Origin of the sequence: Janthinobacterium lividum (genome assembly GCF_034424625.1) — a bacterium.
In the GTDB taxonomy this organism is placed as follows: Bacteria; Pseudomonadota; Gammaproteobacteria; order Burkholderiales; family Burkholderiaceae_D; genus Janthinobacterium; species Janthinobacterium lividum.
In genome coordinates, this window is sequence record NZ_CP139976.1 from 914,776 (window position 1) to 940,494 (window position 25,719).

Genomic DNA, 25,719 nt, shown 5'->3' on the forward strand with positions numbered 1-25,719 from the left:
GTGACGGCTATTGTACAGAAAGGCGGGCGGCCGTGCTGCGCTTAGCGCGGCTGGGCGCGCCACGCCTTCAGCTGCGCGGCGATGGCCTTGCCCTGGAACAGCTGCGGCTCGGAATGCTCTTCCGTCTCCATGCCGCCTTCGCCGAAGTCGGCCGCTTCACGGGCCTGCACCAGCACCTTGGCCTTGTCGAAGGCTTCGGCAAAGCCGGCGCTCTTTGGCAGCGCTTCCTTGAAATACGCTTCGCTGAAGTAGGTAAAATCGTTCTGGTCGTCGCAGCCGAACGAGGTGCGGTCGCTGCGCGCGGCCGTGATGATGAGGGTGTTGTCATCCTTTAGTGGCGCAATGAAGCCGCCCGCATAGCAGGCCGAGATCACGATGACTTTCCAGCGGATGCCGCTGTGCTTGAGCATGGACGCCAGCTCTTGCGCGGGCAGGCTGTGCAGGTCCATGCCGTTTTGCGCCAGCGCCAGTTCGTGCTCGGGCGAGCCGTGGCTGGTGAGGAACAAAAACAGGATGTCGTTGGCCTTGTCCATCTTCGCGCCCAGCGCGTCGAGGCTGGCGGCTATGCTGGTGCGCGTGGCCATCGGCTGTTGCGCCACCGTGTTGCGGCTGTTGACGAGCATCAAGGAACGCCCTACGGTGCCATAGTCGCGGTCGAACTGGCGCTGCACGAAGGCCGTTTCGCGGTGAAACACTTCCTGCGCGCCATCGCCGGCCACGCCCAGCAGATACAGATTGATCTTTTTCGCCGCGTCGCGCGGTAGTACACCGGCCAGGCTGCGTTCCAGCAAGGATTGCTGGCCGTACAGGGCCAGCTCGATATTGTCGCGCGTGAGCTTGTCCAGGGCCGGGTCGTCCAGCTGGCCTTCCGTCCAGTTGCCGCTGTCTTCGCGCCGTCCGTCCGCCTGCGCCACTGCATAGCGCAGCACGCCCTTGCCGTCGAACTGGCCATTCTTGAAGCCGCCCCGGTATTCGTCGCCGTCGGCCGTGCGCAGCACGCCTTCGCCTTCGAATTTCCAGTCTTTCAGCTCGCCTTCGTAATGGATGCCGTCGCTGGTGGTGACTTTCGCCTTGCCCTGCACCTGGCCCTGGACGAATTCGCCTTCGAAGACGGTGCCGTCCGTGTCGGTCAGCTTGCCGGCGCCGTGCGGGCGCCAGTGCTTGAAATGGCCTTCAAAGGTGGCGCCGTCGGCGCCCTGGAAGCGGCCTTGCCCCTCGAAGCTGCCCTTGACGAAGCTGCCCGCATAAATCTCGCCCTTGGGCGAGGTGTAGCGGCCGATGCCGTCGAAGGCACCCTGGCGGAAGGCGCCCGTGTATTCGACGCCGGACGCCTGGCGCAGCTTGCCCTGGCCGGAAAACACGCCGCGCGCGAAGCCCCCTTCGTAAAACGCGCCGCTCGCGTATTCGAGCCGGCCCTGGCCATGCATCTTGCCCGCGACGAGGGGGCCGAAATAGCGTCCGCCATCGGCCGTTTCCGCCGCCGGCGCCTTGGCTGGCGCGGCGCACAGCGGCGGCATGCCCAGCGCGGCAAAGGCCAGCAGGCCGGCGAGGGTGTAGGGGCGAAGCGAGGCGCGTAGCGTGGCAGTCATGAGGACGGTCTGGTCTGTAGGAAGGGGCCTAGTCTGCCACTGTATTGCCATCGTGGCAAATGCGCGCGTGGCGTGTGTTGCTCTGTTTCAAGGCAAGATTCTCCGTTTTATGCCGTGCCAAGGCTGGGCTGAACTGATAATATTGATTTTCAGAACATATACTTGCACAAGGTACATAGTCACCCATGGAAAGCCGTCTCAGCCGCCTGGAAGCCGTCCAGACCGTGTTGCTGGAAATCGGGCAGCGCTCGAGCACCTGCAGCGATATCAGTGAATTCCTGCAGGCGGTGCATGCAGCCTTGGGGCGCATCATGTATGCGGCGAACTTTTACGTGGCGCTCAGCGACCGTGACGATGGCCTCGTGCGCTTTCCCTATTTTGTCGACGAGTTCGACGCCGCGCCCGACCCGGACGAGGGCGTGCGCCTGGCCAGCGCCGCGCAGTCGCCCACGGCCTGGGTCATCGTCAACCGCAAGCAACTGGTGATGACGGCCGACGACGACGCCATGCGCGCCATCGGCGGCGGCGCCTGGGGCGGCGGCACGGCGGCCGAGCACTGGATCGGCTGTCCGCTGCTGGACCAGCAGCACCAGGTGCTGGGCGCCATCGTTATCCAGAGCTATGACGCGCAGCACCGTTTCAGCCTGGAAGACCAGGCCCTGTTCGCGCTGATCGCCACGCACGTATCGAGCGCGCTGCAAGGCATGCAAAGCATGGACCGGCTGGAAAAGGCGGTGCAGGAGCGCACGGCCCTGCTGGCGCACGAGGTGGCCGAGCGGCGCCGCGCGGAAAACCTGCAGCATGCGCTGTATGAAATCGCCAACCTGTCGGCGCAGGCTTCCGATGCGACGACCCTGTACGCGCGCCTGCACGCCATCATCAGCGAACTGGTGACGGCAAAAAATTTCCTCATCGCCCTGTATCACCCGGACAACAAGGACATCACGATCCCGTATTTCGTCGATGAAAAGGATGCGCAGGCGCCCGTGAAACGCTTTCATTACGGCATCGGCATGAGCTCGTATGTGCTGGCGCGCCGGCAAGCCTGTCTGCTGGATGCAGGCAGCTATGCGGCGCTGGTGGCCAGCGGCGAAATGGACGAGCCGCTGGGCAATGTCGGCATCGCCAGCTGGATGGGCGCGCCCATGCTGCTGGGCGACCGGAAATATGGCGTGATCATCGTGCAAAGCTACGACACGTCCGTCGTATATGGCCAGGCGGAACTGGACGTGCTGGCCTTCATGGCCAGCCATGTGGCCGTGGCGATGGCCCGCATCCAGGCCGACAACGCCATGCGCCAGGCCAAGGAAGCGCTGGAAGACCAGAACGCGGCCCTGAACAGCGCCCTGAGCGCCTTGCAGGAAGCGCAGTCGGAACTGGTGCGCCAGGAAAAACTGGCCTCGCTGGGCCGCCTGGTGGCAGGCGTGGCGCATGAAATCAATACGCCGCTGGGCATTTGCGTGACGGCTACCAGCCATCTGGTGCAGGAATTGAAGCTCACGCGCGAAGACCTGGAAGGGGGCCAGCTCGATGAAGATGGCTTGCGGCAATTTTTCGATATCATCGACCAGACCCTGCGCATCATGACGACGAATACCCAGCGCGCCGCGGCGCTGGTGCGCAGCTTCAAGCAGGTGGCCGTGGACCAGTCGTCGGATGAATTGCGCAGCTTTAACTTGCGTAAATACCTCGACGAAATCCTGCTGTCGCTGCAGCCCAAGCTCAAGGGCAAGCCGATCAAGGTGGACATCGATTGCCCGCCCGAGGTGCAGCTGCGCAGCTATCCGGGCGCCGTCTCGCAGATCGTCACGAACATGGTGGTCAACTCACTCGTGCATGGCTTTGCCGAAGGCGAGCCGGGCAAGATCAAGATCAGCGTGCGGACGGCCGGCGAGATGCTGGAACTCGACTACAGCGACGACGGCATGGGCATGGACAGCGCCACCCTGGGCCAGCTGTTCGACCCCTTCTTCACGACCAAGCGTGGTTCCGGCGGCAGCGGCTTGGGCGCGCATATCCTGTACAACCTGGTGACGGGGCCGCTGGGCGGCACGGTGAAGGTGGTCAGCGCGCCGGGCATGGGATTGCATTACAAGATACGCTTTCCGCTGGAGCCACGTAGGTCGGATTAGCGGCAAGGCCGCGTAATCCGACGCCGGCGGCCAGGCTAAAAATGGCGGGCCGGAGACGCGGGCCTGAGAAAATGCCGATGGCGGCGTTGCGGCTCCTTGCCGTACATGCGTACTGTCTGCGTCGCCGCGCCTTGCCCTCGACATTTTTCAGGCCCGCTTGGCCCGGAGAGCCCAAGTTGGGGTCTTGGGCCGAAGCGTGGTTTGCTGGTGTGCGTATCGCTTAGGGGGCACTTGGCTCTTGGGTAATCCGGCCTGTTAATCCGGGAAACGTTGATTTAACGCAAGCGCTTCGTCGAGGTTCGCAATCAGCAACTCCACATACTGCGGGTCGAGGTGGCTGCCGCTCACTTCGCGCAGGTAGCCCACCACGCGTTCCAGGGGCCAGGCGTCCTTGTAGCAGCGCTTGTGCATGAGGGCGTCGAAGACGTCGGCCACGGCGGCGATGCGCGCGTATTTGTGGATGTGCTCGCCGACCAGGCCTTGCGGGTAGCCGCTGCCGTCGTATTTTTCATGGTGCTGGTGGGCGATCACGGCGGCCGCCTTCAACAGCGGGCGCTGCGAGCCGTCGAGGATGGACATGCCCACCGTCGGATGCTGTTTCATGATTTCCCACTCGGCCGCGTCGAGCTTGCCCGGTTTGAGCAGCACGGCGTCGGGCGTGGAAATCTTGCCGATGTCGTGCATGGGTGCCGCGTGGCGCAGCACCATGGTTTCCTCTTCCGACATGCCGGAGGCCTGCGCCAGCAGCTGGCACACTTCGGCCATGCGGCGCACGTGGTTGCCGCCTTCGTGCGAGCGCGATTCGACCACGTCGCCCAGGCGCAGGATCAGCTCGGCCTGGGTATCGGTGATTTCCTGCGTCAGCAGGATGTTGTCGAAGGCGATCGCCACGCCGGAACAGAAGACTTCCAGCAATTGCGCGTCGAGGTCGGAAATTTCTTCCACGCCTTTCAACACGAGCAGCGAGGCCTTGCCGCTGCTGTTGGGAAAGTAGCCCACATAGGTGTCGCCGTGCAGGCGCGAGATCTTGTTGCTCTTGGCATCGTCCAGCTGTGACAGCAGGGACGGGCTGAGGATGCCGTCGTCCGTGTCGCCGATCTGCGCGAGGATTTCATAATCCTGTTCGCCCGAGATGGCGCTGGCGCCGCGCAGGCGTAGCAGCATGCTCGTTTCCAGGCGCAGCAGGGCGACGACTTGCTGCAGCAGGCCGCTGGCGAAGTCGCGCAGGTTGCGCTGCTTGAAAATGTGCGCCGAGGCGGCGATGACGCGCTCGAGCCCCTCGCGGTAATGGAGCTGGGCCTGGCGCGCCTCTTCCACCTTCATGATGTCGCGGTAGGCGCGCAGGGCGGCAAAGGTGGTGGTGAACAGCTTGGTGCGGTCCAGTTCCGTCTTTTCCTTGTAGTCGTTGATGTCGTAGTTGACGATCACCCGTTCTTCCGGCGCCTGTCCCGGCTGTCCCGTGCGCAGCACGATGCGCGTAAACTGGTTGCCGAGGTCTTCGCGCATCCAGCGCGCCACTTCCAGGCCACTGTCTTCGCGTTCCATCACCACGTCGAGAAACACCAGCGCGATGTCTTCTTCGCGCGCCAGCACCTGCTTGGCCTCGGCGCCGCTGTACGCATGCACGAAACTCAGGGCGCGGCCTTCCAGGCGAAAACGGCTCAGCGTCAGTTTGGTGATGTCGTGGATGTCGGGTTCATCATCGACGAGCAGGACTTTCCAGGGAGGTAACTTGGGTGAGGCTGAAGACAAAAATGACATAAGGGCGAGTTCCGCTAAAAGGCATAACTGACGCAATGCTGAGACGCCCGCGCCAGGCTTGCCTGTGCGCCACTACTGGCGTTGCGCGTTTTTCGGGCGCATTTTATCGATTGTAGACTGACAGCCAAGTATTAACAACAAGCAAGAATAATTGACTAAATTCATGCAACATGCATATCAAAAAAGCACTTTAAATCCACGCTGGCGACACGATGTATACTTTATCGCTTAGGCAACTATATTTTCAAGACAATACTTTGTTTTAATTAATATTGCCAATGAATCTGGAAAAAAAGTCTGTGTCTGCGCCATGTTCGTTACACGGCGCAAGAAAAGTAACAATGTATTAGTTTCTCTTTAGAATGAAACACATCGCGCTATATTAAAACGTAAAGAATGGCCGGAGCGCCATCCACATTCCTGAAAGGACTCATCATGAAAACGACGCGTACCTTCATTGCTGGTCTTGCCTTGCTGGCGAGCACCGCCGCCTGGGCGGGCACGGAAGTGCATTTCACCAAGCCGGAACAATTCACGGACCTGTCTTTCGATCAGACGGAGCGTGAGAAAGTGCTCAAGGACTTGACGGCGCATTTCGAGAAACTGGGAGAGTCGCTCAAGCCTGGGCAAACCCTGAAGATCGATGTGACGGATCTGGACATGGCTGGCCGTGAAAATCCCGCCATGCGCTCCACCCAGGATTTCCGCGTGATGACCGGCGGGGCCGATTGGCCGCGCATGCGCCTGCACTATGTGCTGGAGCAAGATGGCAAGGTCATCGCCAATGCCGATGCAGCCCTGTCCGATATGTCCTATCTGACGCGCATCAACCGCTATTCCAGCGGCGACAAGCTGCGTTACGAGAAACAGATGATCGATGACTGGTTTGCCGACACCTTCAAGACGCAAAAAAAGCCATCAATGCGTAAATAAGTTGCCAGCAAGGTGAGATGCGGGTCAGGACGTTATTTGTCTTTTTTGATATATTGCGCTACAGAAATTCCCATTTGATGTATATTTAAGCAAGGTGCCGCGATGAATGGCATTTCGGAGCTTGCCCGCTTGTAAGACTTTTTGAAAGGGATACTGTATGCGCATTTCGAGAGCGACGAAAACCTGGATAGCCGCCGTGATGCTGGTAGCCAGCAGTAGTGCTTTTGCCGGCGTTGAAGTGACTTTTGCCAAGCCGGAAGAGTTTTCAGATTTGCCGTTCAAACCGCATGACCGACAAGATGTGCTGAAGGGTTTAGAAGAACATTTTCAGTTCCTCGGCAAGCGCTTGCGGCCGGGACAGGAACTGAAGATAGAAGTCACCGATGTCGATATGGCGGGACGCGAAGAGCCGGGACGCCATGGTGGCCGTGACCTGCGCGTGCTGAATGGACAAAGTGACTGGCCGCGCATGCGTCTGCGTTATGTGCTCGAGCAAAATGGCAAGGTCATTGCCAGTGGCGAATCCGCCATGTCCGATATGGCGTATCTGCAGCGTCTCAATCGCTATTCCAGCGGTGACGCGTTGCGCTATGAAAAGCAGTTGATCGATGATTGGTTTAAAAGCGCCTTTGATATCACTCCCAAGGGCCGCAGCAATCCGGTAAGCTCCTTGACACCGCCGCAAGTTCAGGGCAAGTAGGCACCCTCGATCCGCGCCAGCTCGCCGTTCTGCCGCATGGCAAGCAGGGCGGCATTCATCTTCTGGATGAAATCGGCCTTGTAGGCGGGCGTATTGCGCGCGCTGTAGGCGATGTAGGTGGCTTCGGACGACAATTCCAGCACTTCGTGCAATTGAAAGCCGTAACTGGCCAGTTCGGCGCCCAGCTGGCGCGCCGTGTGGCGCGCCGCGCCGCGGTCGCTGGCGTAGCAATCGATGCGCCGCAAGGCCAGTTTTTTCAGGTTGGCTTCATTGCCCTTGGCCGCTTCCAGGCGCAGCAGCCCCTCGCGGGCCGGCGCCATCAGTTTTTCCGAGAGCAAAAAACCTGTATTGACGCCGATGGTCAGGCCGGCAAAGTCGGCGGGAAACCGCGTGCGCGGCGTGCGCATGACGGCATCATGGCAAAACAGGACCACTGATTCGCGGTACAGCATGGCCGAATACGGTTGCACGTACGGCCGTTGCGTCTTGCGTCCGGGTGGAAACAGGCCGAAAACCTGGCCCTTTTCCAGCGCGGCTAGCCCCCGTTTCCAGGGGCGTGGCTGGAGTTCCAGCTGGTAATCGGGCATCGCACTGGCTGCCAGGCGCAGGATGTCGACATACATGCCCTTGAAAACGCCGTTTTCCACATAGCTGTACGGTGCATAATCGTCGTCGCCGTACAGGATGACGGTTTGCGGCGCGGCATGGCCGATGCCGGGTGCCGCCATCGCGCAGGCGGCCAGCAGGCAGGCGCCGGTGTGGCGCAGGTTAATTTTGCATGACATCCTGATAAGCATACAGGATGATGGCCAGAATGTACCGCGCCTCAGTCGATCCAGTTTACCTGTGGGAACTTGCTGCCGAAATCTTCCGCCATGGGCACGACCTGGCTGAGCTTATAGTTGAAGAACACAAAACCGGACTTGGCCATGGCGATCAGGGTGTTGTCGCGCGGGCGCGTGATGCGGAAGGTGATGTCGCCGCCATACTTGTTGAAATCCATGACGCCCACTTCGAACAGCAGCTGGTCGCGTGCATGGGCTTCGGCGCGGTAGGTGGTGGCCAGGTCGGTGACGATGATGCCGGTGCCGTCCGCTTCGATGTCGCGCACGCCATATTCGAACAGGAAGCGGGCGCGCGCCTCGGAAATCATGGAAATCATGGAATCGTTGCCGAGATGGTTGCCGGCATTGATGTCCGTCGTGCGTACCGTCAGTTGCGAGGAATAGCAGTACTGGTCTTCAGGAAATTCAAGTTTCAAACGGGCCATGGTGTTCTCTTGGTCTGATGCGCAGGGCGCGGCGGAAATGTCAATTCTAGCCGGTTCCCCGCGTCCCGTCGAAAAATGCCCTCAGCCGCGTGCGTGCCGTCCGCTTCACTGGCACGCAGGTTTGCGTACGCCTATTTACGGACGATCTTGTACACCTTGCCCGTGCCGCTCAGCATGTACAGCTCGTTTTGACCATCCTGGCCAAACGACAGGATGTTACCCACGTTCGTGATGCCCCAGTCTGTCACGGCCGATGCCGTGCCATTGCTGTAGCTGAAACTCTTCAGCCAGCCGCTGCAATAGTCCGAATACAGGTACTGCCCCGCCAGCTCCGGCAAGGCCGCCCCCCGGTACACATAGCCGCCCGTGATCGAGCAGCCGCCGGCCGCATCGTGGCCGTATTCGATGGCGGGCAAGACCAGCCCCGCCTGGTTGCAGCTGGCACTGTTGTAGCAGTGCGCGCCTTCCATGATGTTCCAGCCATAGTTGTTGCCCGCCTGGCCCACGGGACGCACATCGACCTCTTCCCAGTTGCCCTGGCCCACGTCGGCGAGGTACAGCAGCTGGGCCGGCACATCGAAAGCGTAGCGCCACGGGTTGCGCAAGCCGTAGGCCCAGATTTCAGGGCGCCCGCCTGCCGCCGCAAATGGGTTGCCCGGCGGAATGGCATACGGTTGGGCGACGCTGCTGGCGTTGACGTCCAGGCGCAGCAGTTTTCCCAAGAGCACGTTGGTGTTTTGCGCATTGCCGGGCGGATCGCCCGCGCTGCCGCCATCGCCCGTGCCCGCATACAGATAGCCGTCCGGTCCAAAGCTGAGCAAGCCGCCATAGTGGTTGCTGAACGTGGGGTGGGCCATCGTCAGGATGGTCAGCGCGGACAGGGGATCGGCCACGTTGGCGTTGCCAGCCGACACTTGCCGCCGCTCGATGACAATATCGCCGGCCAGGTTGGTGTAATACAGGAAGAAATAGCCGTTGCTGGCGTATTGCGGATGGAAGGCCAGCGACAGCAAGCCCCGTTCGCCGCTCGTGGTGGTGAGCGTACTGATGTCGAGGAAGGGCGTGGCCAGCAGGTTGCCATTTTGCATCACGCGGATGCGGCCGGCCCGTTCGATGATGAACAAACGGCTGTCGCCGGGCGGCGCCGTGAGGAAGATGGGCGCGCTCAAGCCGCTGGCCACTTCCTGCAGCCCCAGGGCCAGCGGCGTGGCGGCCGCATACAGGACGCTGGCGCTGGCCGTCGCCCCCGCATTGACTTGCACCTGCTGCGTGACGGGCGTGGGCGCCAGCGTCCCCGTGCCTTGCGCCACGCTGGCGGCGCTGAGCGTGTAGGCGCCGGGCGCCAGGCCGGTGAGCGTGGTGCTCGCCGTCAGCGCCTTGCTGTATGACGCGGGACCGCCCACCGTGACGGCGCCCGCCACGCCGGCCGGCAAGCCGCCGATGCTGACATTCAGGCTGCCGGTGCCGGCGGCAGGCGGATGGTGGCCGCCGCCCCCGCCACACGATGCCAGCAGGCTCAGGCAGCAGGCCAGCAGCAAAGCTGGCCAGGCAGGGGAAAGCCGGGATAGGAAGTGGCGCATGTCAGTCTCCTGCGGGAACGATGAAACGGCTGCACGGTATGACACTAGGTTTGCTGCAAGAATGCGCGCTTTGGCGTCGGCACGATTGAGCTTGCGCAAGCGTACGCCTCGCATGGGGCACGCTTCCGTGCGCTGCTGCACGGTACGGCGGCATCGGACAAATGCGCCGCGTTTTCAGACAAGCGCGGGTCCAGCGGTACCGCCGCGCCCGCAACCGCCCGATAATGGCGCATCTGAAACCGAGCAGGAATGACACACATGAAAACCAAAGCCGCGATTGCCTGGAAGGCGGGCGCCCCGCTGACCATCGAAGAAGTCGACCTGGCCGGCCCACGCGCCGGCGAAGTACTGGTCGAGCTGAAAGCCACGGGCATTTGCCATACCGATTACTACACCCTGTCCGGCGCCGATCCGGAAGGCATCTTCCCCGCCATCCTCGGCCATGAAGGCGCCGGCGTCGTCGTCGACGTGGGCCCGGGCGTGAGCACCCTGAAAAAGGATGACCACGTCATTCCCCTGTACACGCCGGAATGCCGCCAGTGCAAGTTCTGCCTGTCGCAAAAGACGAACCTGTGCCAGGCCATCCGTTCCACGCAGGGCCGCGGCCTGATGCCGGACGCCACCAGCCGCTTCTCGCTGAATGGCCAGCCGCTGTTCCACTATATGGGCACATCGACCTTCTCGAACTACATCGTCGTGCCGGAAATCGCTCTCGCAAAAATCCGCTCCGACGCGCCGTTCGACAAGGTGTGCTACATCGGCTGCGGCGTGACGACGGGCGTGGGCGCCGTGCTGTTCTCGGCGAAGGTCGAGGCGGGCGCCAACGTGGCCGTGTTCGGCCTGGGCGGTATCGGCCTGAACGTGATCCAGGCGGCGAAGATGGTCGGCGCCGACAAGATCATCGGTATCGACATCAACCCGGCGCGCCAGGCCATCGCCCGCAAGTTCGGCATGACGCATTTCATCAACCCGAACGAGGTGGAAAACGTCGTCGACGCCATCGTGCAGCTGACGGATGGCGGCGCCGATTACTCGTTCGAATGCGTGGGCAACACGACCCTGATGCGCCAGGCGCTCGAGTGCACGCACAAGGGCTGGGGCAAGTCTTTCATCATCGGCGTGGCGGCGGCCGGCCAGGAAATTTCCACGCGGCCATTCCAGCTGGTGACGGGGCGCGAATGGCGCGGTTCGGCCTTTGGCGGCGCGCGGGGACGCACGGATGTGCCGAAGATCGTCGACTGGTATATGGAAGGCAAGCTCAATATTGACGACCTGATCACGCACCGCCTGAAGCTGGAAGACATCAACCAGGGCTTCGACCTGATGAAAAGCGGCGAATCAATCCGTTCCGTCGTGTTGTACTAATTTCATCGGATGTACTCATTGCGCAACACTTGACGGACGGGGCAGGGCGGCAGGCTGTACTTCGCCGCCTGCCCCTGCTAGTGTGAAGACATCCGCCTTGCTTTGGGAGCCGTCCATGTTTGCCACTGCCTACCTCGCGACCTTGCGCCGCATGCTGCCCGTCTTCCTCGGCGCGGCCCTGTCTTCCCTGCTGGCCTTGTGGTGGAGCAATGCCGCCAGCCTTGCCACGCCCGCCATCTGGCTGGCGCTGCTGGCCACGTATCTGCTGTGCGCACTGCTGTTTACACCGCTGGCCCGTCAGAGCCGCCAATTGGCCACGCGCCACGTGCGCCACGGCAAGCCGCGCTGACGTCCTAGCGCGCCGTGCTGGAAAAGCGCTCGCGGTAGTCGCGCGGCGTGATGGCTAGTTTCTTTTGAAACAGGCGGCGCAGCCTCTCCTCGCTATGCAAGCCCGCCTGCACGGCCACCTGTTTTAAGGAGGACACATTGTCCTCCAGCAAGCGACGCGCCACTTCGAAGCGGGCCGTGTCGATGAATTCCGTGGGACTGGTGCCCGTTTCGCGCTGGAACACGCGCGTAAAATTGCGCTCGCTCATGGCCAGCCTGGCCGCCAGCAGCGGTACGGTGAGCTCTTCGGCAAGATGCTCCATGATCCAGCCCTGCAACTGGCGGATGGTCGGATGCGTCGTCATCTGGCTCGACAGGTGCACGGAAAACTGCGACTGGCCGCCCGGTCGCTTCAAGTACACCACCAGGTCGCGCGCCACTTCCAGCGCGATATCGCGGCTGAAATCGTCTTCCACCAGGGCCAGCGCCAGGTCGATGCCGGCCGTCACGCCGGCCGACGTCCAGAATTTCCCTTCCCGCACGAAGATCGCATCGGCATTGACCTGTATCAATGGATAGCGCTGGCGCAAACTGTCCACGGCGCTCCAGTGCGTGGCCGCGCTCTTGCCGTCGAGCACGCCCGCCTCGGCCAGGAAGAAGCAGCCCGTGCATAGTGCCGCCAGGGTGCCGATGCGGGGTGCCGCTTCGACTACCCAGGCGGCGAGGGCGGGAATATCCTGCAAGACTTGCTCGACGTGGTGGCAGCCGACGATGACGGCCAGGTCGGGCAGGCGGCTGGCATCGAGCGCCTTGCTGGCGTGCAAAGACATCAGGGTGTCCGACTCGACCGGGCCGATGGCCGTCGAGGCGATACGCACGTCGTAGCCGCCGGGCAGGTTACGCAAGCGCAAATGGGTGTTGGCGTAGTCAAATACCTTCATGGCGCCGATGGCTTCGAGCGCCTTGAAACCGGGATAGACGATGATATCGACGGTGCGCAGGGGGAATTCTTTGGGGTTTTGCTTGATCATGCGATATGCGCGAGGGGGATAAATACTGCCATAATGCAACAACGGCGATGGCGTAGGTTAGCATGAAATAATCCGCGCGCCCGCTGGCTCCCCACCCATCGGATTCCTGAATATCGTGCGCTTACTCCATTTTTTTGCCGCCCTGACATTGCTGTTGGGCTCATCCCTTGCCCACGCGGTGACGCTCAACTTCAATGGCGGCGCCGTCAGCGGCTGCACTCTGCCGGCGTCCAGCAACCAATATACTTGCGCCAGCCTGATCATGGGCAGCACCGACAACGTCGTCATCGCCAGCGGCTATGGCGTGACGGTCAACAGCGATGTGAGCATCGACTACAACCAGGGCTTGAGCATGAGCGGCACGGCGGCCCTGACTGCCAACAAGAATATCGACATCGGCAATGTCAATCCGCCCAATCTGAAGATCACGGGCGGCAGCCTGACGGCCAAGGGCGGCAATTTCAAGGTGGGGTCGCAGGGCGGCACCGTGCTCGTGGCTGATATCTCGGCGGCGTCCGTCTCCCTGGGCGGCACGCCCGTGAAGGTGACGGGCAATATCACGGCCACGGGCAATATCGACATTTCCTCCGGCTCGACGCTGAATGGCGCCATCAGCGGCGGCTCGATCAGCGGCAACTCCAAGGTCACGATCACGGGCAGCGTGAAGGCCAGCGGCAACGTCAGCATCGGCTCCAGCTCGACCATAACGGGACCCGTCAACGGCAGCAGCATCACCACCAGTTCCAGCGTGTCGATTACAGGCGACGTGACGGCTGTCAATGCGTTCAGCCTCGGTTCGGGCAGCAACCTGAATGGCACCACCAAGGCGCCCGTCGTCAGCATCGAGGCAGCGAACAGCCAGGTGCAGGGCGATATCACGGCCAGTACCTCGCTGACAGTCGGTTCGGGCAGCCAGGTGAAGGGCAACCTGACGTCGCCGACCATTGACCTGAAGGCGTCCGGCCTGCTGGTCACGGGCGACGTGAAAGCGTCCAGCTCCCTGAGCATCGCCTCCGGCAATGGCGTGAAGGGCAACGTCGAGGGCGGCAACGTCACGCTGGACTCGTCCAACGCCTATATCACGGGCAATGCGCTGGTCGACCACATCACTCTGGGCTGGCAGGGCCGGGTGCAGCAAACCATCACTTGCAAGGCGTATACGCCATCGAACCCGTGCAGTTGCGTGACGAACAACAGCGGCTGGGCTTTCAATGAACCGATGGGGCCGAAGTGCGGGCCCAGTACGCCGAGCGGACTGCACCATTTCCAGATCGAGCACCCGCTGACGGCGCTTACTTGCCAGGTGCCCACGGTGAAGGTGACTGCCTGCGCGGATGCCAGCTGCAGCGCGGTCTACAAGAATGGCGTGAGCGTTACCATCAGCCCGGGCGGCGTGCCGACGCAGATCGATACCAGCGGCGTCAACGCCAATGTCACGGTGCGCCAGACCACGGTGGGCATCGCCACCCTGAGCCTGGTCAGCACGCCCGCCACGACGGGCGCGCTGGTGTGCAAGAGCGGCGGCAACACGAGCAATTGCCAGATCAGCTTTCTTTCCAGCGGCTTCCAGGTAAGCGGCGTTCCGCGCTACGCGGAGGACGTGGCCGTACTGGAAATCAGCGCCTTGCAGACCTCGTCCGGCAACAGGGACGTGTGCGTGCCCATGTTCGCCAGCCAGACCAAGGACTTGAACCTCAGTTGCGGGTACAGCAATCCGGACAAGGGGACATTGCCTGCGCGCATCTTTGACAGTGCCAAAAATAGTTATGTTGCCCTGGCGGCCAGCGACCAGAGCAGCTGCAGCGGGTCGAGCACCAAGGTGACGGTGACGTTCGGCGCCGACGGCTTAGCCAAACCGAACATGCTGTATGCCGATGCGGGAGCGCTGCTTCTGACAGCCTCCTACAAGCCGGACAGCGGCAGCGACAAAGGTTTGGACATGAACGGCAGCGGTACGGTCGTCGTGGCGCCGAAGAAATTTCTGTTCACGAAGCTGGCGCCGACGCAGCGCGCGGGTCTGGCGGCAGCGCCCCTCGTGGCGGGGGCGACCATCACGTTATCGGCCGTCAATGCGCTCGATGCCGTGACGAAGAACTTTGGCAACGAAAGCGGTGTCGCTGTGCAAAAAGTCGTGCTCGACCGTAATCTGCAGGCGCCGCTCTACACAAGCGTAGTCAATCCGCAGGTCAGCGGCGATCTCGATTTCGTGAAGAAAGGGGGCGTCATCGCGGCGCCGCCGCTGGTCTGGCCCGAAGTGGGCAAGATCAATTTCACGGCCGCGCTGCAAAACGGATATCTGGGCAGCAGCTTGACGTCGCCGGGACCGAGCGATACCGTGCTCTTTTACCCGCACCACTTTGTGACGGAACTGGTCATCAAGCAAGTGGACATCGGGGGGGGCGTGAAGATGCCGTTTCCTTTCCCGTGCAGCGCGCCGCTCGTGTGCGCCGGTGACCGTGCCGTGTATTCGCGCCAGCCCTTTGATCTGACCATCCGCGCCCAGACGGCCGCTGGCAATGAGACGAAGAACTTCGACGCCAGGAATGACGGCATCAACACGACGCAGGTGTCGCTGGTCCCCTATGACGCGGCAACGGGGAAGAACAGCTATCCGCCCACGGCGCCATCGGGCAGCACGCTGACGGATGGGGCAAAAGCACCTGTGGCCGTGACGGGCGTGCCTGTCACCAGTTTTACCAATGGCCTTGCCACGCGCACCATCGCCTACAGCTTCCCCGCCGCCTATGCCGTGCCCAAGGAGCCGACCGCACTGGCATCGCCGACGGGGCTGCTGCTGCGCGCGACGTATGCCTATCCGGCGGCTGGCAATGTGAGCTCGGCGCCGGCCGATGGCCTGGAAGCGCAACTGACCGTGCTCACGGGCCGCCTGATGGTGCCGCATGATTACGGTTCCGAGCGCTATCCCGTACGCCTGGCGGTGCAGGCGCAGTACTGGGACGGCAAGACCTGGGTTACCAGCCTGCTGGACAGCATCAGTGCGTTCGACAACACGCTGGTGGTGTTTGCCAATTGCAAGAAAACCCTGGTGTGCAAGGATTTTGCATTCCCCGTTGGCACCACTATTACTTATACGTTCGACAAGGGAATCTTGCCGCCGAATAGACGCCTGACCCTGGCGGCGCCCGGCGTCGGCAAGAGCGGCAGCGTCGATGTTTCCGTGCCCGGCATTGCATACCTGCCCAGCACCGTGGGCACCGTCGTCTTTGGCGTCTTCAAGTCGGGCCCCGTGATTTACCTGCGCGAGATGTACTAAGCCTGGGCAAAGGGCGGGCGCAGAAAGTGGGGAAAACCAGTAACATGCCTGGCTGTGGCATTCCCCCAACCTCAGACTGGAGTTTTCTATGAGCACAACATCGCAGTGGATCGATATCGCCGGCCCGGACGGCAGCTTCCAGGCCTACCTGGCCGTGCCGCACGTGGGCAAGGGCCCCGCCATCATCCTGTTGCAGGAAATTTTCGGCGTCAACGAGCACATCCGCGCCGTGGCCGACCAGTACGCGGCCGATGGCTACGTGGTACTGGTGCCCGACCTGTTCTGGCGCGCCGGCGCGCACATCGAGCTGGGCTATGACGCGGACGGCTGGAAGCGCGCCGTCGAACTGATGCAGGCTACCGACAATCCGCATGCCGACGCCGATATCGCGGCCACCATCGTCGTCCTGCGCGCGCGTCCTGAAGTGACGGGCAAGCTGGCTTCCGTCGGCTACTGCTTCGGTGGCCGGCTGTCGTTCCAGGCGGCCGCGGCCGGTCTGGTCGATGTTGCCATCGCCTATTACGGCGGCGGCATCCAGAACAAGCTGGACCTGGCTGACCGGATCCAGGTGCCGCTGCTCATGCATTTCGGCGGCCAGGACAGCCATATCCCGCCGGAAGCCGTGCAAAAGATCGCCGAGCGCTTCGAAGACCGGCAAGACGTGGAAATCCATATCTACCCGGGCGCCGAGCACGGTTTCAATTGCACCCACCGCGACAGCTACCAGCAGCGCGCCGCTGCCCAGGCACATGGCAATTCCTTGATTTTCCTGGCAGAAAATCTGTAAGACTGCCTCGCCAGGCTGGCCTGTTGCTATTTTCCGCCCAGCAGCAACGCCGCATGGGCGTTAAAATAGCGGCTGTGCCGGGCAACTCCGGCCGGCCGGGCACGGCGCCCGGCAAACCTGGATGAGGAACCGAATTAAAGATGGCCCAAGTAATTGTTTCTGTAACATTGGCGGCAAGCGCCGAACGCGTGTGGGATTTTATCGGCGGCTTCCAGTCGCTGGCTGAATGGTCTAGCTCGATCAAGACCAGCCTGTCCGAGCACGGCGGCCGCGTGCGCCGCCTGAAAACCACGGACGGCGCCATCATCGCCGAACGCCTGCAAAGCTACAGCGAAGCGGACAAGAGCTACAGCTACACCATCGTTTCGGGCCCGATCCCCGTCAAGAACTACCGTTCTACTTTGCGCGTCACGGGCGAACCGGGCGGCGCTTCCTGCGTGGCGGAATGGTCGAGCGAGTTCGACGCGGCCGAAGGCGTGGAAGAAGTCATGACCGGCGCGTTTCAACATTTGTACGAAACCGCATTCGTGGACCTGAAACGCATCATGGCAATTTGATTTGCCAGGGCTAACGGCAAATACTGGGGTCAGACCCTGAGGGTCTGACCCCGGCCTTTTTTGCTTTGCGGGTTAGTTCACCGCTATCTGCTTACCGTTTTACTTTTCCAAACGCCTCGCCCTTGTTCCATGTAGGCAAATTCTTGTCATTCGCCACTTCATAGCCGAGATTCAGGGTGAACTGCGCCTGCTGTACCATGCCCGACAGGTCCCATGACGGGTTGTACTCGTCCGTCACCTGGTGGTAATCCTTTTTAAAGGCGACCAGGCGCTCGCTCGATGCTTTCGGGTCCTTGACGAAATCGAACGAACCATCGCCGGAGAACACGGCCGAGCCCACGTTGAAGGCGGGTATGCCGGCCTTGGCAAACGCAAAATGGTCGGCCCGGTAAAAGGCGCCGGACAGGTCGGGTATCGTTGGCGCCAGGCGCAGGCCCATGCGCTTGGCGACCTTGGCGGCACTCGCGTACAGGCTGCTGCGCTCGGCGCCGGCCACGCCGATGTCGTGCGTCTTGCCGACGAAGTTCATGCTGTCGAGGTTCAGGTCGGCGGCCGTCTTGGCCAGTGGCCACAGGGGCTTGCGCGTATAGGCCGTGCTGCCCAGCATGCCCGTTTCTTCGCCTGCCGGCCACAGGAAGATCTGCGTGCGGCGTGCCGGTTGCTTGACGGCTACCTGCGCCATGGCCAGCAGGGCGGCCGCGCCCGAAGCGTTGTCGATGGCGCCGTTGTAGATATGGTCGCTTTGCCCTGAGCGGGCGCTGCCTTCGTCGTCCTTGCCCAGGTGGTCCCAGTGGGCCGAGTAAATCACGGCTTCGTCCTTGAGTTTCGGGTCCGTGCCCGGCACGATGCCGGCCACGTTGAATTGCTCGATGCTGCGGATCTGGCTGTCCAGTGCCACCTTGACCGTGGCGTTCAGGGCCACGGGGCGGAATGCGCGCGTTTCCGCCTGCGCGCGCAAGGCGTCCAGGTCTTGCCTGGCGGCCTGGAACAGCGTGCGCGCCATGTCTTCCTGCAGCCAGCCTTCCATGGCATTGCCCGCGCCGGCCAGGTTGAAGCGCTCGTGGCCGAAGCCGTTGGCGGGCACCGACCACGGGTACGAGGCCGATGCCGTCGTGTGGATCAGCAGCACGCCGGCGGCGCCCTGGCGCAGCGCTTCCTCGTACTTGTAGACCCAGCGGCCGTACCAGGTCAGCGACTTGCCGGCAAAGCGGTTGGGTTCGGCGGCGGTCGGTTGCGGATCGTTGACCATCATGATGACCAGTTTGCCTTTTAAATCAGCACCCTTGAAGTCGTCCCAGTTTTCCTCGGGCGCGTGGATGCCGTAACCGGCAAACACCACGGGCGCGTCGAACGCCACCTTCTGCTGGCCATTCGCCGCGCCAAAGACTATGTCCTGGCCGAAGGCGGGAGACAAGGTCTTGCCGCCCGCGCTGAAGGTCACCTTGCTCGATGGCAAAGCCTTGCTGCCGACGATGGTCAGCGCCTGGCGATACGTGCCATCCGGCAAGGGTTGCAAGCCGGCCACGGCCGCCTGCGTTTCCAGGTAGCGCACGGCCAGGTCGCCGCCGCGCTGGCCCGTGCCGCGTCCTTCGAGCAAGTCGTCGGCCAGGAAGGACAGATGGGCGCGCAGGGGCGCTTCGGTAACGAGCGGTTGGGCGAGGGTAGCCGTGCTGAGCAGGCTGGCGGCGAGGACGAAGGGAAAACGCATGGCAACTCCAAAAGTGAATACGGGAAAACAAAGCAGCGGCAATCTTACTCTACCGCAATGCTCTGGCGTAGCGCGCGGCGCGCGCAAGGCGATTGAGGCCACAATGGCTGCTGGTCCACCGACAAGGAGCGTTCCATGACTAGCCCTAACTTGCAATCGAGCAATACCCTGCGTACCGCCGACGGCACCCTGATCTACTACAAGGACTGGGGCAGCGGCCCGCCCGTCGTCTTCAGCCACGGCTGGCCATTGTCGTCCGATGCGTGGGAAGACCAGATGTTCTACCTTGCCTCGCGCGGCTACCGCGTCATCGCGCATGACCGGCGCGGCCATGGCCGCTCCAGCCAGCCGTTCGGCGGCAACGACATGGATACCTATGCCGACGACCTGGCCGCCTTGCTCGCCGCACTGGATTTGACGGGCGCCACCCTCGTGGGACACTCGACGGGCGGTGGCGAAGTGGCCCGCTACATCGGCCGCCATGGCACGCAGCGCCTGGCCGGCGCCGTGCTGGTGGGCGCCGTGCCGCCGTTGATGCTGCAAACCGCGGAAAACCCGCTGGGCTTGCCGTTATCCGTTTTTGATGACATCCGCGCCGGCGTGCAGGCCGACCGCAGCCAGTTTTTCCGCGACTTGAGCGAGGCCTTCTATGGCTACAACCGGCCCGGCGCCACCCCGTCGCAGGGCGTGCGCGACAGTTTCTGGCGGCAAGGCATGCAGGCGGGCATGCCGGCCGCCTACCTGTGCATCAAGCAATTTTCCGAGACGGACTTTACGGCCGACCTGGCCAGATTCGACGTGCCGACCCTGGTGATCCATGGCGACGACGACCAGATCGTGCCGATCGCCGCCTCGGCGCGGCGCACTGCCGAGCTCATTATCGGCAGCAAGCTGCTCGTGTATGCGGGCGCGCCGCACGGCCTGGCGACGACGCACAAGGACCGGCTGAACGAGGACTTGCTGGAGTTCTTGCGCACCTGAAACGGCGCGGGCGCCATCGTCTCGAGGCGCCCGCCGTTGCTGTTGACGCATGGAACTGCCGCAGGCCGCAGATTGTTGTGTATCGTTTAATGTTGGCAAAATCACGCGCCAATTGCGTGCGGATCGCCGATTTTTCTGGCTTTTTTACGTAGATATGGCGCAAAAAACGGCGTTCTGCGGCATGCGGCCACCCGGTAAGGTCCAGTAAAGAGTAAACTAGCAGATACACTCTTTCGCATTGGGCGATTCGAGCGAACTTGTGAGTGATTTCATGTCTGATACACCAATTTCCTTATTTTCCGACCTTAACCTGAGCGAGCCGCTGATTCGCGCGCTCAAGGATGTCGGTTACGAAACACCGTCGCCTATCCAGGCGGCCACGATTCCATTATTGCTCGCGAACCGCGACGTGCTGGGCCAGGCGCAAACAGGCACGGGTAAAACCGCCGCCTTCGCCTTGCCGATCCTGTCGCGCATCGATCTGAAACAAAGCTCACCCCAAGCCCTGGTCCTGGCACCGACGCGCGAACTGGCCATCCAGGTCGCCGAAGCGTTCCAGGTGTACGCCGCCCACATCCCCGGCTTCCACGTGCTGCCGATCTACGGCGGCCAAAGCTACGGCCCGCAACTGTCGGCCCTGCGCCGCGGCGTGCACGTCGTCGTCGGCACCCCTGGCCGCGTCATCGATCACCTGGACAAGGGTTCGCTCGACCTGTCCAAACTAAAGACCCTGGTGCTGGACGAAGCCGATGAAATGCTGCGCATGGGCTTTATCGACGATGTCGAACGCATCTTGCAAGAAACGCCGGAAGGCCATCAAACGGCCCTGTTCTCGGCCACCATGCCTTCCGTCATCAAGCGCATCGCCACGACCTACCTGGTGAACCCGGCCGAAGTGACGGTTGCCGCCAAGACGGGCACGGCCGACAACATCCGCCAGCGCTACTGGCTGGTGTCGGGCATGCACAAGCTCGACGCGCTGACCCGCATCCTGGAAGCGGAAGCGTTTGACGGCATGATCATCTTCGCCCGCACCAAGCTGGGCACGGAAGAGCTGGCCGGCAAGCTGCAAGCGCGCGGCTTCTCGGCTGCCGCCATCAATGGCGACATCCAGCAAGCCCAGCGCGAGCGCACGATCCAGCAGTTGAAAGACGGCAAGATCGACATCCTCGTGGCAACCGACGTGGCCGCCCGCGGTCTGGACGTCGAGCGCATCAGCCACGTCGTCAACTATGACGTGCCGCACGATCCGGAAAGCTATACCCACCGCATCGGCCGCACGGGCCGCGCCGGCCGCAGCGGCGAAGCGATCCTGTTCATCACGCCACGTGAAAAGAACCTGTTGAAAGCCATCGAACGCTCGACCCGCCAGCCTATCGGCATGCTGGAACTGCCGACGATCCAGGCCGTCAACGACGTGCGTATCGCCAAGTTCAAGGAACAGATCAGCGAAACCCTGGCCCTGGGCGAACTGGAACAGTTCCAGTCGCTGATCGAAGACTTCGAACGCGAACAGAACATTCCCGCCATCGAAATCGCCGCCGCCCTGGCGAAGATGGCGCGTGGCAATGTGCCTCTGCTGCTGGACAAGAACAAGGCGCGCGAGCAAGCCACGTGGCAAGACGACCGTCCCGTGCGCCAAGACCGCTTCGAGCGCAACGACCGTCCGGAACGGGGCGACCGCTTCGACCGTAACGAGCGCAGCGACCGTGGCGAACGCCCGGCCTTCCCGAAAAAGGAACGCATCCAGCGTCCGGCCGACGCCGGCATGCAGACCTTCCGCATCGAAGTCGGTCATCAGCACGGCGTGAAGCCGGGCAATATCGTGGGCGCCATCGCCAACGAAGCGGGCATCGATTCGAAAAACATCGGCCGCATCGAAATCTATGACGACTACAGCGTCCTGGACTTGCCGGACAGCATGCCGAAAGAATTGCTGGACCAGCTGAAAACCGTGTGGGTGGCGGGCCAGCAGCTGCGCATCAGCCGCGACGGCGACGCGCCGGACCTGGCGCCGCCAGCCGCGCCACGCAAGCCGTTTGCCGCCAAGTCCGCGCCAGCGTTCAAGGATGCGCCAGCGGACGCGGGCGAAGTTGCCCCGCGCGCGCCGAAGAAGGAACGTCCACGCCCAGGCGTGACGGCCTACCGCATTGAAGTGGGCCGCGAGCATGCCGTAACGCCAAGCAACATCGTCGGCGCCATCGCCAACGAAGCGAACCTGGAAGCCAAGCATATCGGCCGTATCGATATCTTTGACAACTACAGCGTGCTGGACCTGCCGGAAGGCATGCCGCCGGAAATCCTCGACCACCTGAAATCGGTCGTGGTCTCGGGCCAGAAACTGCGCATCAGCCTTGACGATGGCACGACGGAGCGCAAGCCTGCGCCACCGCGTCCGAAGTCGCCACCCCGTAAAACGTACAAGTAAGCCATTCCCACGGGCGCTCCGGCGCCTGTGTCGCGGATTGGAGACAGTTCCCTCACTGGCGCATTCGCGCCAGTTTTTATTTTCCCTCAAGAAATGAACATGGTTGCCGCGTTATGGTTGGCAACTGGCGCCGCCATGTGCCGGTAATTGGCATGCCCCTCTGCGCATTTTTATCGGCACAAACAGCGTATTTATCGGCTGGTGCATCGATACATAATTTTTTATTAATTATTTTGTATGCACGCAATTTAAATTTTACATTCAATAAAATCAATCAAGTTGAATCAAAGTAAATTCTAAAACATAAATGAATTGGCTTTTATTAAATTATTTGACTGGCGTCACTGTCGCCGACGCGATATATCATGGGTGCTTGATGTGGTATATTGTTTTTATGTTTTTGTTATGCTAGTTGAAAAAAAATAGAGGAGCGACGATGCGGGTCAATACACCTATCACGCAAAATGAATACGTATTAAATGAAGGCATGACGATTGTTTCCACCACGGATTTACAGGGAAACATCAATTACGCCAATCAGTATTTCATTGAAGTCAGCGGTTTTTCAGAAATGGAATTGCTGGGTGCGCCACAGAATATCTTGCGTCATCCCGATATGCCGGCCGAAGCGTTTGCCGACCTGTGGGACACCATCAAGACGGGCATGCCATGGACCGGCATGGTCAAGAACCGCTGCAAGAATGGCGATTTCTACTGGGTCTTCGCCAATATCACGCCCGTCATCGAAAACGGCCGCCCGATCGGCTATATGTCCGTGCGCACCAAGCCCACGCGCGAGCAGATCAATGAAGCGGCAGCCCTGTATAAAAGTTTCAAGGACGGCAATAGTGCCAACCTGGCGATCCGCAATGGCCGCGTCGTGCGCCAGGGCTGGGCCGCCAGGCTGGCCGAGTGGCGCAAGCTGAGCCTGTCGCAAGACCTGGCCCTGCATTGCATCGTGTTTGGCGTGGTGCTGGCCATCCTCGGCTGCGCCGTGTGGAATATCGACGGCGACACGAGCATGGCCACGCGCAGCTGGCTCAGCGGTGCTGCCGCCGCGGCCGTGGCGCTGATGCTGTATTTCTGGGCCCATCTGCACAATTCCCTCGTTGCACCGCTGGGCGACGCCATCACCGTGGCGCGCAAGATGGCCGGTGGCGACTTGACGGGCGTCATCGACAAGGTGCGCGACGACGACATGGGGCAATTGATGGCGGCCTTGCGCCAGACCAACATCAACCTGCACAGCATCATCGGCGACGTGCGCGCCAACTTCGAGGATATCCGCATCACCACGGCGGAGATCGCCACGGGCAATATGGACCTGTCCAGCCGCACGGAATCGCAGGCGTCCAGCCTCGAGCAGACGGCAGCCAGCATGGAAGAGCTGACGTCCACGGTGCAAAACAGCGCCGACCACGTGGCCACGGCCAATGACCTGGCGGCGCAGGCGTCGACCGTCGCGGCCAAGGGCGGCACCATCGTCAGCGAAGTGGTCACCACGATGGACGAGATCAGCACTTCGTCGCGCAAGATTCTCGACATCATCGGCCTCATCGACGGCATCGCCTTCCAGACGAATATCCTCGCCTTGAACGCGGCCGTGGAAGCGGCGCGCGCGGGCGAGCATGGCCGCGGCTTCGCCGTCGTGGCCGGTGAAGTGCGCAGCCTGGCGCAGCGCTCGGCGACGGCAGCAAAAGAGGTGAAAAACCTGATCGACCATTCGATCGCCACCGTGAACGCGGGCAGCGTGCTGACCAGCAATGCGGGCGCCACCATGACGGAAGTGATCGCCTCGGTGGCCCGCGTGACGGAAGTGATGGACGAGATTTCCTCCACCACGCGCGAGCAGAACCAGGGCATCGGGCAAGTCAACCAGGCCGTCATCCACATGGATGGCATCACGCAGCAGAATGCGGCGCTGGTGGAGCAGGCGGCGGCGGCCGCCACCAACCTGGCGCAGCGCACCGACAGCGTGGCCCAGTCGATCGGCATCTTCAAATTGAAGGCGTCGCCCAAGCGCAAGGTTGCCGGCGTGGGGCGTAGTCCCAGCGTGGCGGCCGGCGTGGCGTCGCGGGCCTTGCTGAAAGCACGCTAATTACCCCAACGGCGAAAGACCGGGGTCGTACCCTCAGGGTACGACCCCAGTTTGTTTTTTTGGTAGTTTTACTTCTTCACCCGGTACACTTCGCCGCTGCGCACCTTCCGCACCACCCCATCCCCGCCAAACAGAATCACATATTCTCCCTGCGCGCCCGAGGCGGCCGGGTAGGTGTACATCCACACTTCATTGCCGCTGTCGAAACGGATGGATGTGCTGTCGCCCAGCGCGGCGCGCACCTGTTCGCGCGTGCTGCTGCCCGGCTGTACCGTCTGCTCCAGCTTTGCGTAAGGCACATTCTTGCTCGCCTGCAAGGCGCGCGTGCCGGAGCAGGCGGCAAGCAGCGCCAGCGCGAAGACACTGAGCCACTTCATGGCGCCACCTCGTCCATATAAGTAAATTCCAGCAAGGTATCATCGGGCCAGTTGCTATCCCACAGGGGCGCGTAATACGTGCGGTCAAGCAAGACCTGGCAATCGCAATAGGGCAGCGAGGCGGGCGTTTGTTCGCCGCCCGCGTACAGCATGGTGAACGGCAGGGCCAGGCGGCGTTCGCCATGCACGAGGGTGACGCCGAACAGGGGGCGCTCCGTGAAAAACAGATAATTGCCATCCGGCTCGGAACACACTTTATCTGTGCTGTAGAGCATGCTGGACAGCCAGGCGATGATTTGCGGGTCGTTCGAGATCAGGCCGGAATCCATGCCGGCGCGGCATTCCAGGCGCAAGTCGCCCAGGCGCCGCGTGCCGGGCGGCAAGCCGGGCGTGATGACTTGCGCGCGCCAGCTCATGGTGGTGGCCTTCCGGTTGGCGATCAGCACGGCGTCTTCGCGCGCCGCTTGCGCATGGCGCACGGGGGCAAAGCTGTTGTCCTCGGCCAAGGGCAAGGGGATGCTGACCGTGTCGCCAGCGATGCGCAGCTGCACGCCCGTCATGTCCACGCCGGGCTGGCGCGGCAGCAAGCGAAAGCGCAGCACGGCCTGCGGCGCCAGCGCATGGTCGCGCTCGAAGCGGTCCACGCCCTGCAGCATCTTGCGGTAGGATTTATCGACAGGGTCGCGCGTGGCGTCGACTTTGACTTGCGGCACGGGCGCGGTTTGCGCCAGGGCAACAGGGCCAGTGAGCAGGCAGGCAAGCAGCAGGGAAAGAGGGATACGCATGGCCCGATGCTACGCCTTTTTGCGCGGCAGCCACGC

General features: G+C 62.1%; 20 protein-coding genes. 11 read left to right on the forward strand and 9 right to left on the reverse strand.

Translation table 11 applies throughout. From position 1 onward, the window contains the following. Positions 1–41: 41 nt before the first annotated feature. Complete coding sequence (locus tag U0004_RS04075) at positions 42–1,589, reverse strand: C13 family peptidase (protein WP_070259912.1); 1,548 nt, start codon at positions 1,587–1,589, stop codon at positions 42–44. Between the two features lie 185 nt (positions 1,590–1,774). Between U0004_RS04075 and U0004_RS04080 the strand changes: the two genes are divergently transcribed. Then, on the forward strand, positions 1,775–3,721 hold the full coding sequence (locus tag U0004_RS04080; RefSeq protein WP_070259911.1) for a GAF domain-containing sensor histidine kinase: 1,947 nt from the start codon (positions 1,775–1,777) through the stop codon (positions 3,719–3,721). 255 nt (positions 3,722–3,976) lie between these two features. On the opposite strand, the gene U0004_RS04085 is transcribed toward U0004_RS04080, so the two are convergent. After that, on the reverse strand, positions 3,977–5,482 hold the full coding sequence (locus U0004_RS04085) for a DUF3369 domain-containing protein (RefSeq protein ID WP_070259910.1): 1,506 nt from the start codon (positions 5,480–5,482) through the stop codon (positions 3,977–3,979). A 435-nt stretch (positions 5,483–5,917) separates the two neighbouring features. Here U0004_RS04085 and U0004_RS04090 point away from each other — a divergent pair, with 435 nt between their 5' ends. After that, on the forward strand, positions 5,918–6,415 hold the full coding sequence (locus tag U0004_RS04090) for a DUF3016 domain-containing protein (RefSeq protein ID WP_070259921.1): 498 nt from the start codon (positions 5,918–5,920) through the stop codon (positions 6,413–6,415). 157 nt (positions 6,416–6,572) lie between these two features. Continuing rightward, entirely contained in the window at positions 6,573–7,115 is a 543-nt protein-coding gene (locus U0004_RS04095; RefSeq protein ID WP_070259909.1) for a DUF3016 domain-containing protein, read from the forward strand. Here the strand turns inward: U0004_RS04095 and U0004_RS04100 are convergent. The 3 genes from U0004_RS04100 to U0004_RS04110 form a co-directional block, all read right to left on the reverse strand. After that, the gene (locus U0004_RS04100) at positions 7,103–7,900 is read right to left on the reverse strand and encodes a substrate-binding periplasmic protein (RefSeq protein WP_217495275.1); all 798 of its coding nucleotides are present in this window, start codon (positions 7,898–7,900) and stop codon (positions 7,103–7,105) included. The genes U0004_RS04095 and U0004_RS04100 overlap by 13 nt on opposite strands. Before the next feature lie 41 nt (positions 7,901–7,941). Next, positions 7,942–8,385 carry a thioesterase family protein gene (locus U0004_RS04105; protein ID WP_034784316.1) on the reverse strand — a complete coding sequence of 148 codons (444 nt, stop codon included), beginning with the start codon at positions 8,383–8,385 and terminating at the stop codon, positions 7,942–7,944. Positions 8,386–8,516: 131 nt separating this feature from the next. Then, positions 8,517–9,965 carry a PQQ-dependent sugar dehydrogenase gene (locus U0004_RS04110; protein ID WP_070259908.1) on the reverse strand — a complete coding sequence of 483 codons (1,449 nt, stop codon included), beginning with the start codon at positions 9,963–9,965 and terminating at the stop codon, positions 8,517–8,519. 258 nt (positions 9,966–10,223) lie between these two features. On the opposite strand from U0004_RS04110, the gene U0004_RS04115 reads away from it, so the two are divergent. Next, on the forward strand, positions 10,224–11,330 hold the full coding sequence (locus U0004_RS04115) for an S-(hydroxymethyl)glutathione dehydrogenase/class III alcohol dehydrogenase (RefSeq protein ID WP_070259906.1): 1,107 nt from the start codon (positions 10,224–10,226) through the stop codon (positions 11,328–11,330). 115 nt (positions 11,331–11,445) lie between these two features. Next, positions 11,446–11,679 carry a hypothetical protein gene (locus U0004_RS04120; protein ID WP_034784311.1) on the forward strand — a complete coding sequence of 78 codons (234 nt, stop codon included), beginning with the start codon at positions 11,446–11,448 and terminating at the stop codon, positions 11,677–11,679. Between the two features lie 4 nt (positions 11,680–11,683). Here U0004_RS04120 and U0004_RS04125 read toward each other — a convergent pair whose 3' ends face one another. Next, a complete protein-coding gene (locus tag U0004_RS04125) occupies positions 11,684–12,688 on the reverse strand; it encodes a GlxA family transcriptional regulator (RefSeq protein WP_070259904.1) in 1,005 nt (334 codons plus the stop codon). Between the two features lie 154 nt (positions 12,689–12,842). Here U0004_RS04125 and U0004_RS04130 point away from each other — a divergent pair, with 154 nt between their 5' ends. The 3 genes from U0004_RS04130 to U0004_RS04140 all read left to right on the forward strand — a co-directional run bounded on the left by U0004_RS04130 (position 12,843) and on the right by U0004_RS04140 (position 17,306). Continuing rightward, positions 12,843–15,962, forward strand: a complete 3,120-nt coding sequence (locus tag U0004_RS04130) for a polymer-forming cytoskeletal protein (protein ID WP_139144275.1) — start codon at positions 12,843–12,845, stop codon at positions 15,960–15,962. A gap of 88 nt (positions 15,963–16,050) precedes the next feature. Beyond that, a complete protein-coding gene (locus U0004_RS04135; RefSeq protein ID WP_070259900.1) occupies positions 16,051–16,749 on the forward strand; it encodes a dienelactone hydrolase family protein in 699 nt (232 codons plus the stop codon). 140 nt (positions 16,750–16,889) lie between these two features. Beyond that, entirely contained in the window at positions 16,890–17,306 is a 417-nt protein-coding gene (locus U0004_RS04140) for an SRPBCC family protein (RefSeq protein WP_071653432.1), read from the forward strand. 91 nt (positions 17,307–17,397) lie between these two features. Here the strand turns inward: U0004_RS04140 and U0004_RS04145 are convergent, their stop codons facing one another. After that, on the reverse strand, positions 17,398–19,014 hold the full coding sequence (locus tag U0004_RS04145) for a M28 family peptidase (protein ID WP_070259898.1): 1,617 nt from the start codon (positions 19,012–19,014) through the stop codon (positions 17,398–17,400). Between the two features lie 135 nt (positions 19,015–19,149). Between U0004_RS04145 and U0004_RS04150 the strand changes: the two genes are divergently transcribed. The 3 genes from U0004_RS04150 (at position 19,150) to U0004_RS04160 (ending at position 24,521) form a co-directional block, all read left to right on the forward strand. Further along, a complete protein-coding gene (locus tag U0004_RS04150; RefSeq protein WP_070259896.1) occupies positions 19,150–19,995 on the forward strand; it encodes an alpha/beta fold hydrolase in 846 nt (281 codons plus the stop codon). A 271-nt stretch (positions 19,996–20,266) separates the two neighbouring features. Beyond that, on the forward strand, positions 20,267–22,423 hold the full coding sequence (locus U0004_RS04155; protein WP_071653749.1) for a DEAD/DEAH box helicase: 2,157 nt from the start codon (positions 20,267–20,269) through the stop codon (positions 22,421–22,423). A gap of 436 nt (positions 22,424–22,859) precedes the next feature. Then, positions 22,860–24,521 carry a methyl-accepting chemotaxis protein gene (locus U0004_RS04160; protein ID WP_070259894.1) on the forward strand — a complete coding sequence of 554 codons (1,662 nt, stop codon included), beginning with the start codon at positions 22,860–22,862 and terminating at the stop codon, positions 24,519–24,521. A 68-nt stretch (positions 24,522–24,589) separates the two neighbouring features. Here U0004_RS04160 and bamE read toward each other — a convergent pair whose 3' ends face one another. After that, complete coding sequence (bamE, locus tag U0004_RS04165; protein ID WP_070259892.1) at positions 24,590–24,898, reverse strand: outer membrane protein assembly factor BamE domain-containing protein; 309 nt, start codon at positions 24,896–24,898, stop codon at positions 24,590–24,592. Continuing rightward, positions 24,895–25,683 (reverse strand): hypothetical protein, encoded by a 789-nt coding sequence (locus U0004_RS04170; protein WP_070259890.1) that lies wholly within the window; start codon positions 25,681–25,683, stop codon positions 24,895–24,897. Before U0004_RS04170 ends, bamE begins: the two co-directional genes overlap by 4 nt. Positions 25,684–25,719: the final 36 nt, after the last annotated feature.

Excerpts from the sequence above, each read along its gene's own strand:
- U0004_RS04075 (WP_070259912.1), bottom strand. The coding sequence starts at position 1,589 with ATGACTGCCACGCTACGCGCCTCGCTTCGCCCCTACACCCTCGCCGGC.
- U0004_RS04080 (WP_070259911.1), top strand. The coding sequence starts at position 1,775 with ATGGAAAGCCGTCTCAGCCGCCTGGAAGCCGTCCAGACCGTGTTGCTG.
- U0004_RS04085 (WP_070259910.1), bottom strand. The coding sequence starts at position 5,482 with ATGTCATTTTTGTCTTCAGCCTCACCCAAGTTACCTCCCTGGAAAGTC.
- U0004_RS04090 (WP_070259921.1), top strand. The coding sequence starts at position 5,918 with ATGAAAACGACGCGTACCTTCATTGCTGGTCTTGCCTTGCTGGCGAGC.
- U0004_RS04095 (WP_070259909.1), top strand. The coding sequence starts at position 6,573 with ATGCGCATTTCGAGAGCGACGAAAACCTGGATAGCCGCCGTGATGCTG.
- U0004_RS04100 (WP_217495275.1), bottom strand. The coding sequence starts at position 7,900 with ATGTCATGCAAAATTAACCTGCGCCACACCGGCGCCTGCCTGCTGGCC.
- U0004_RS04105 (WP_034784316.1), bottom strand. The coding sequence starts at position 8,385 with ATGGCCCGTTTGAAACTTGAATTTCCTGAAGACCAGTACTGCTATTCC.
- U0004_RS04110 (WP_070259908.1), bottom strand. The coding sequence starts at position 9,965 with ATGCGCCACTTCCTATCCCGGCTTTCCCCTGCCTGGCCAGCTTTGCTG.
- U0004_RS04115 (WP_070259906.1), top strand. The coding sequence starts at position 10,224 with ATGAAAACCAAAGCCGCGATTGCCTGGAAGGCGGGCGCCCCGCTGACC.
- U0004_RS04120 (WP_034784311.1), top strand. The coding sequence starts at position 11,446 with ATGTTTGCCACTGCCTACCTCGCGACCTTGCGCCGCATGCTGCCCGTC.
- U0004_RS04125 (WP_070259904.1), bottom strand. The coding sequence starts at position 12,688 with ATGATCAAGCAAAACCCCAAAGAATTCCCCCTGCGCACCGTCGATATC.
- U0004_RS04135 (WP_070259900.1), top strand. The coding sequence starts at position 16,051 with ATGAGCACAACATCGCAGTGGATCGATATCGCCGGCCCGGACGGCAGC.
- U0004_RS04140 (WP_071653432.1), top strand. The coding sequence starts at position 16,890 with ATGGCCCAAGTAATTGTTTCTGTAACATTGGCGGCAAGCGCCGAACGC.
- U0004_RS04145 (WP_070259898.1), bottom strand. The coding sequence starts at position 19,014 with ATGCGTTTTCCCTTCGTCCTCGCCGCCAGCCTGCTCAGCACGGCTACC.
- U0004_RS04150 (WP_070259896.1), top strand. The coding sequence starts at position 19,150 with ATGACTAGCCCTAACTTGCAATCGAGCAATACCCTGCGTACCGCCGAC.
- U0004_RS04155 (WP_071653749.1), top strand. The coding sequence starts at position 20,267 with ATGTCTGATACACCAATTTCCTTATTTTCCGACCTTAACCTGAGCGAG.
- U0004_RS04160 (WP_070259894.1), top strand. The coding sequence starts at position 22,860 with ATGCGGGTCAATACACCTATCACGCAAAATGAATACGTATTAAATGAA.
- bamE (WP_070259892.1), bottom strand. The coding sequence starts at position 24,898 with ATGAAGTGGCTCAGTGTCTTCGCGCTGGCGCTGCTTGCCGCCTGCTCC.
- U0004_RS04170 (WP_070259890.1), bottom strand. The coding sequence starts at position 25,683 with ATGCGTATCCCTCTTTCCCTGCTGCTTGCCTGCCTGCTCACTGGCCCT.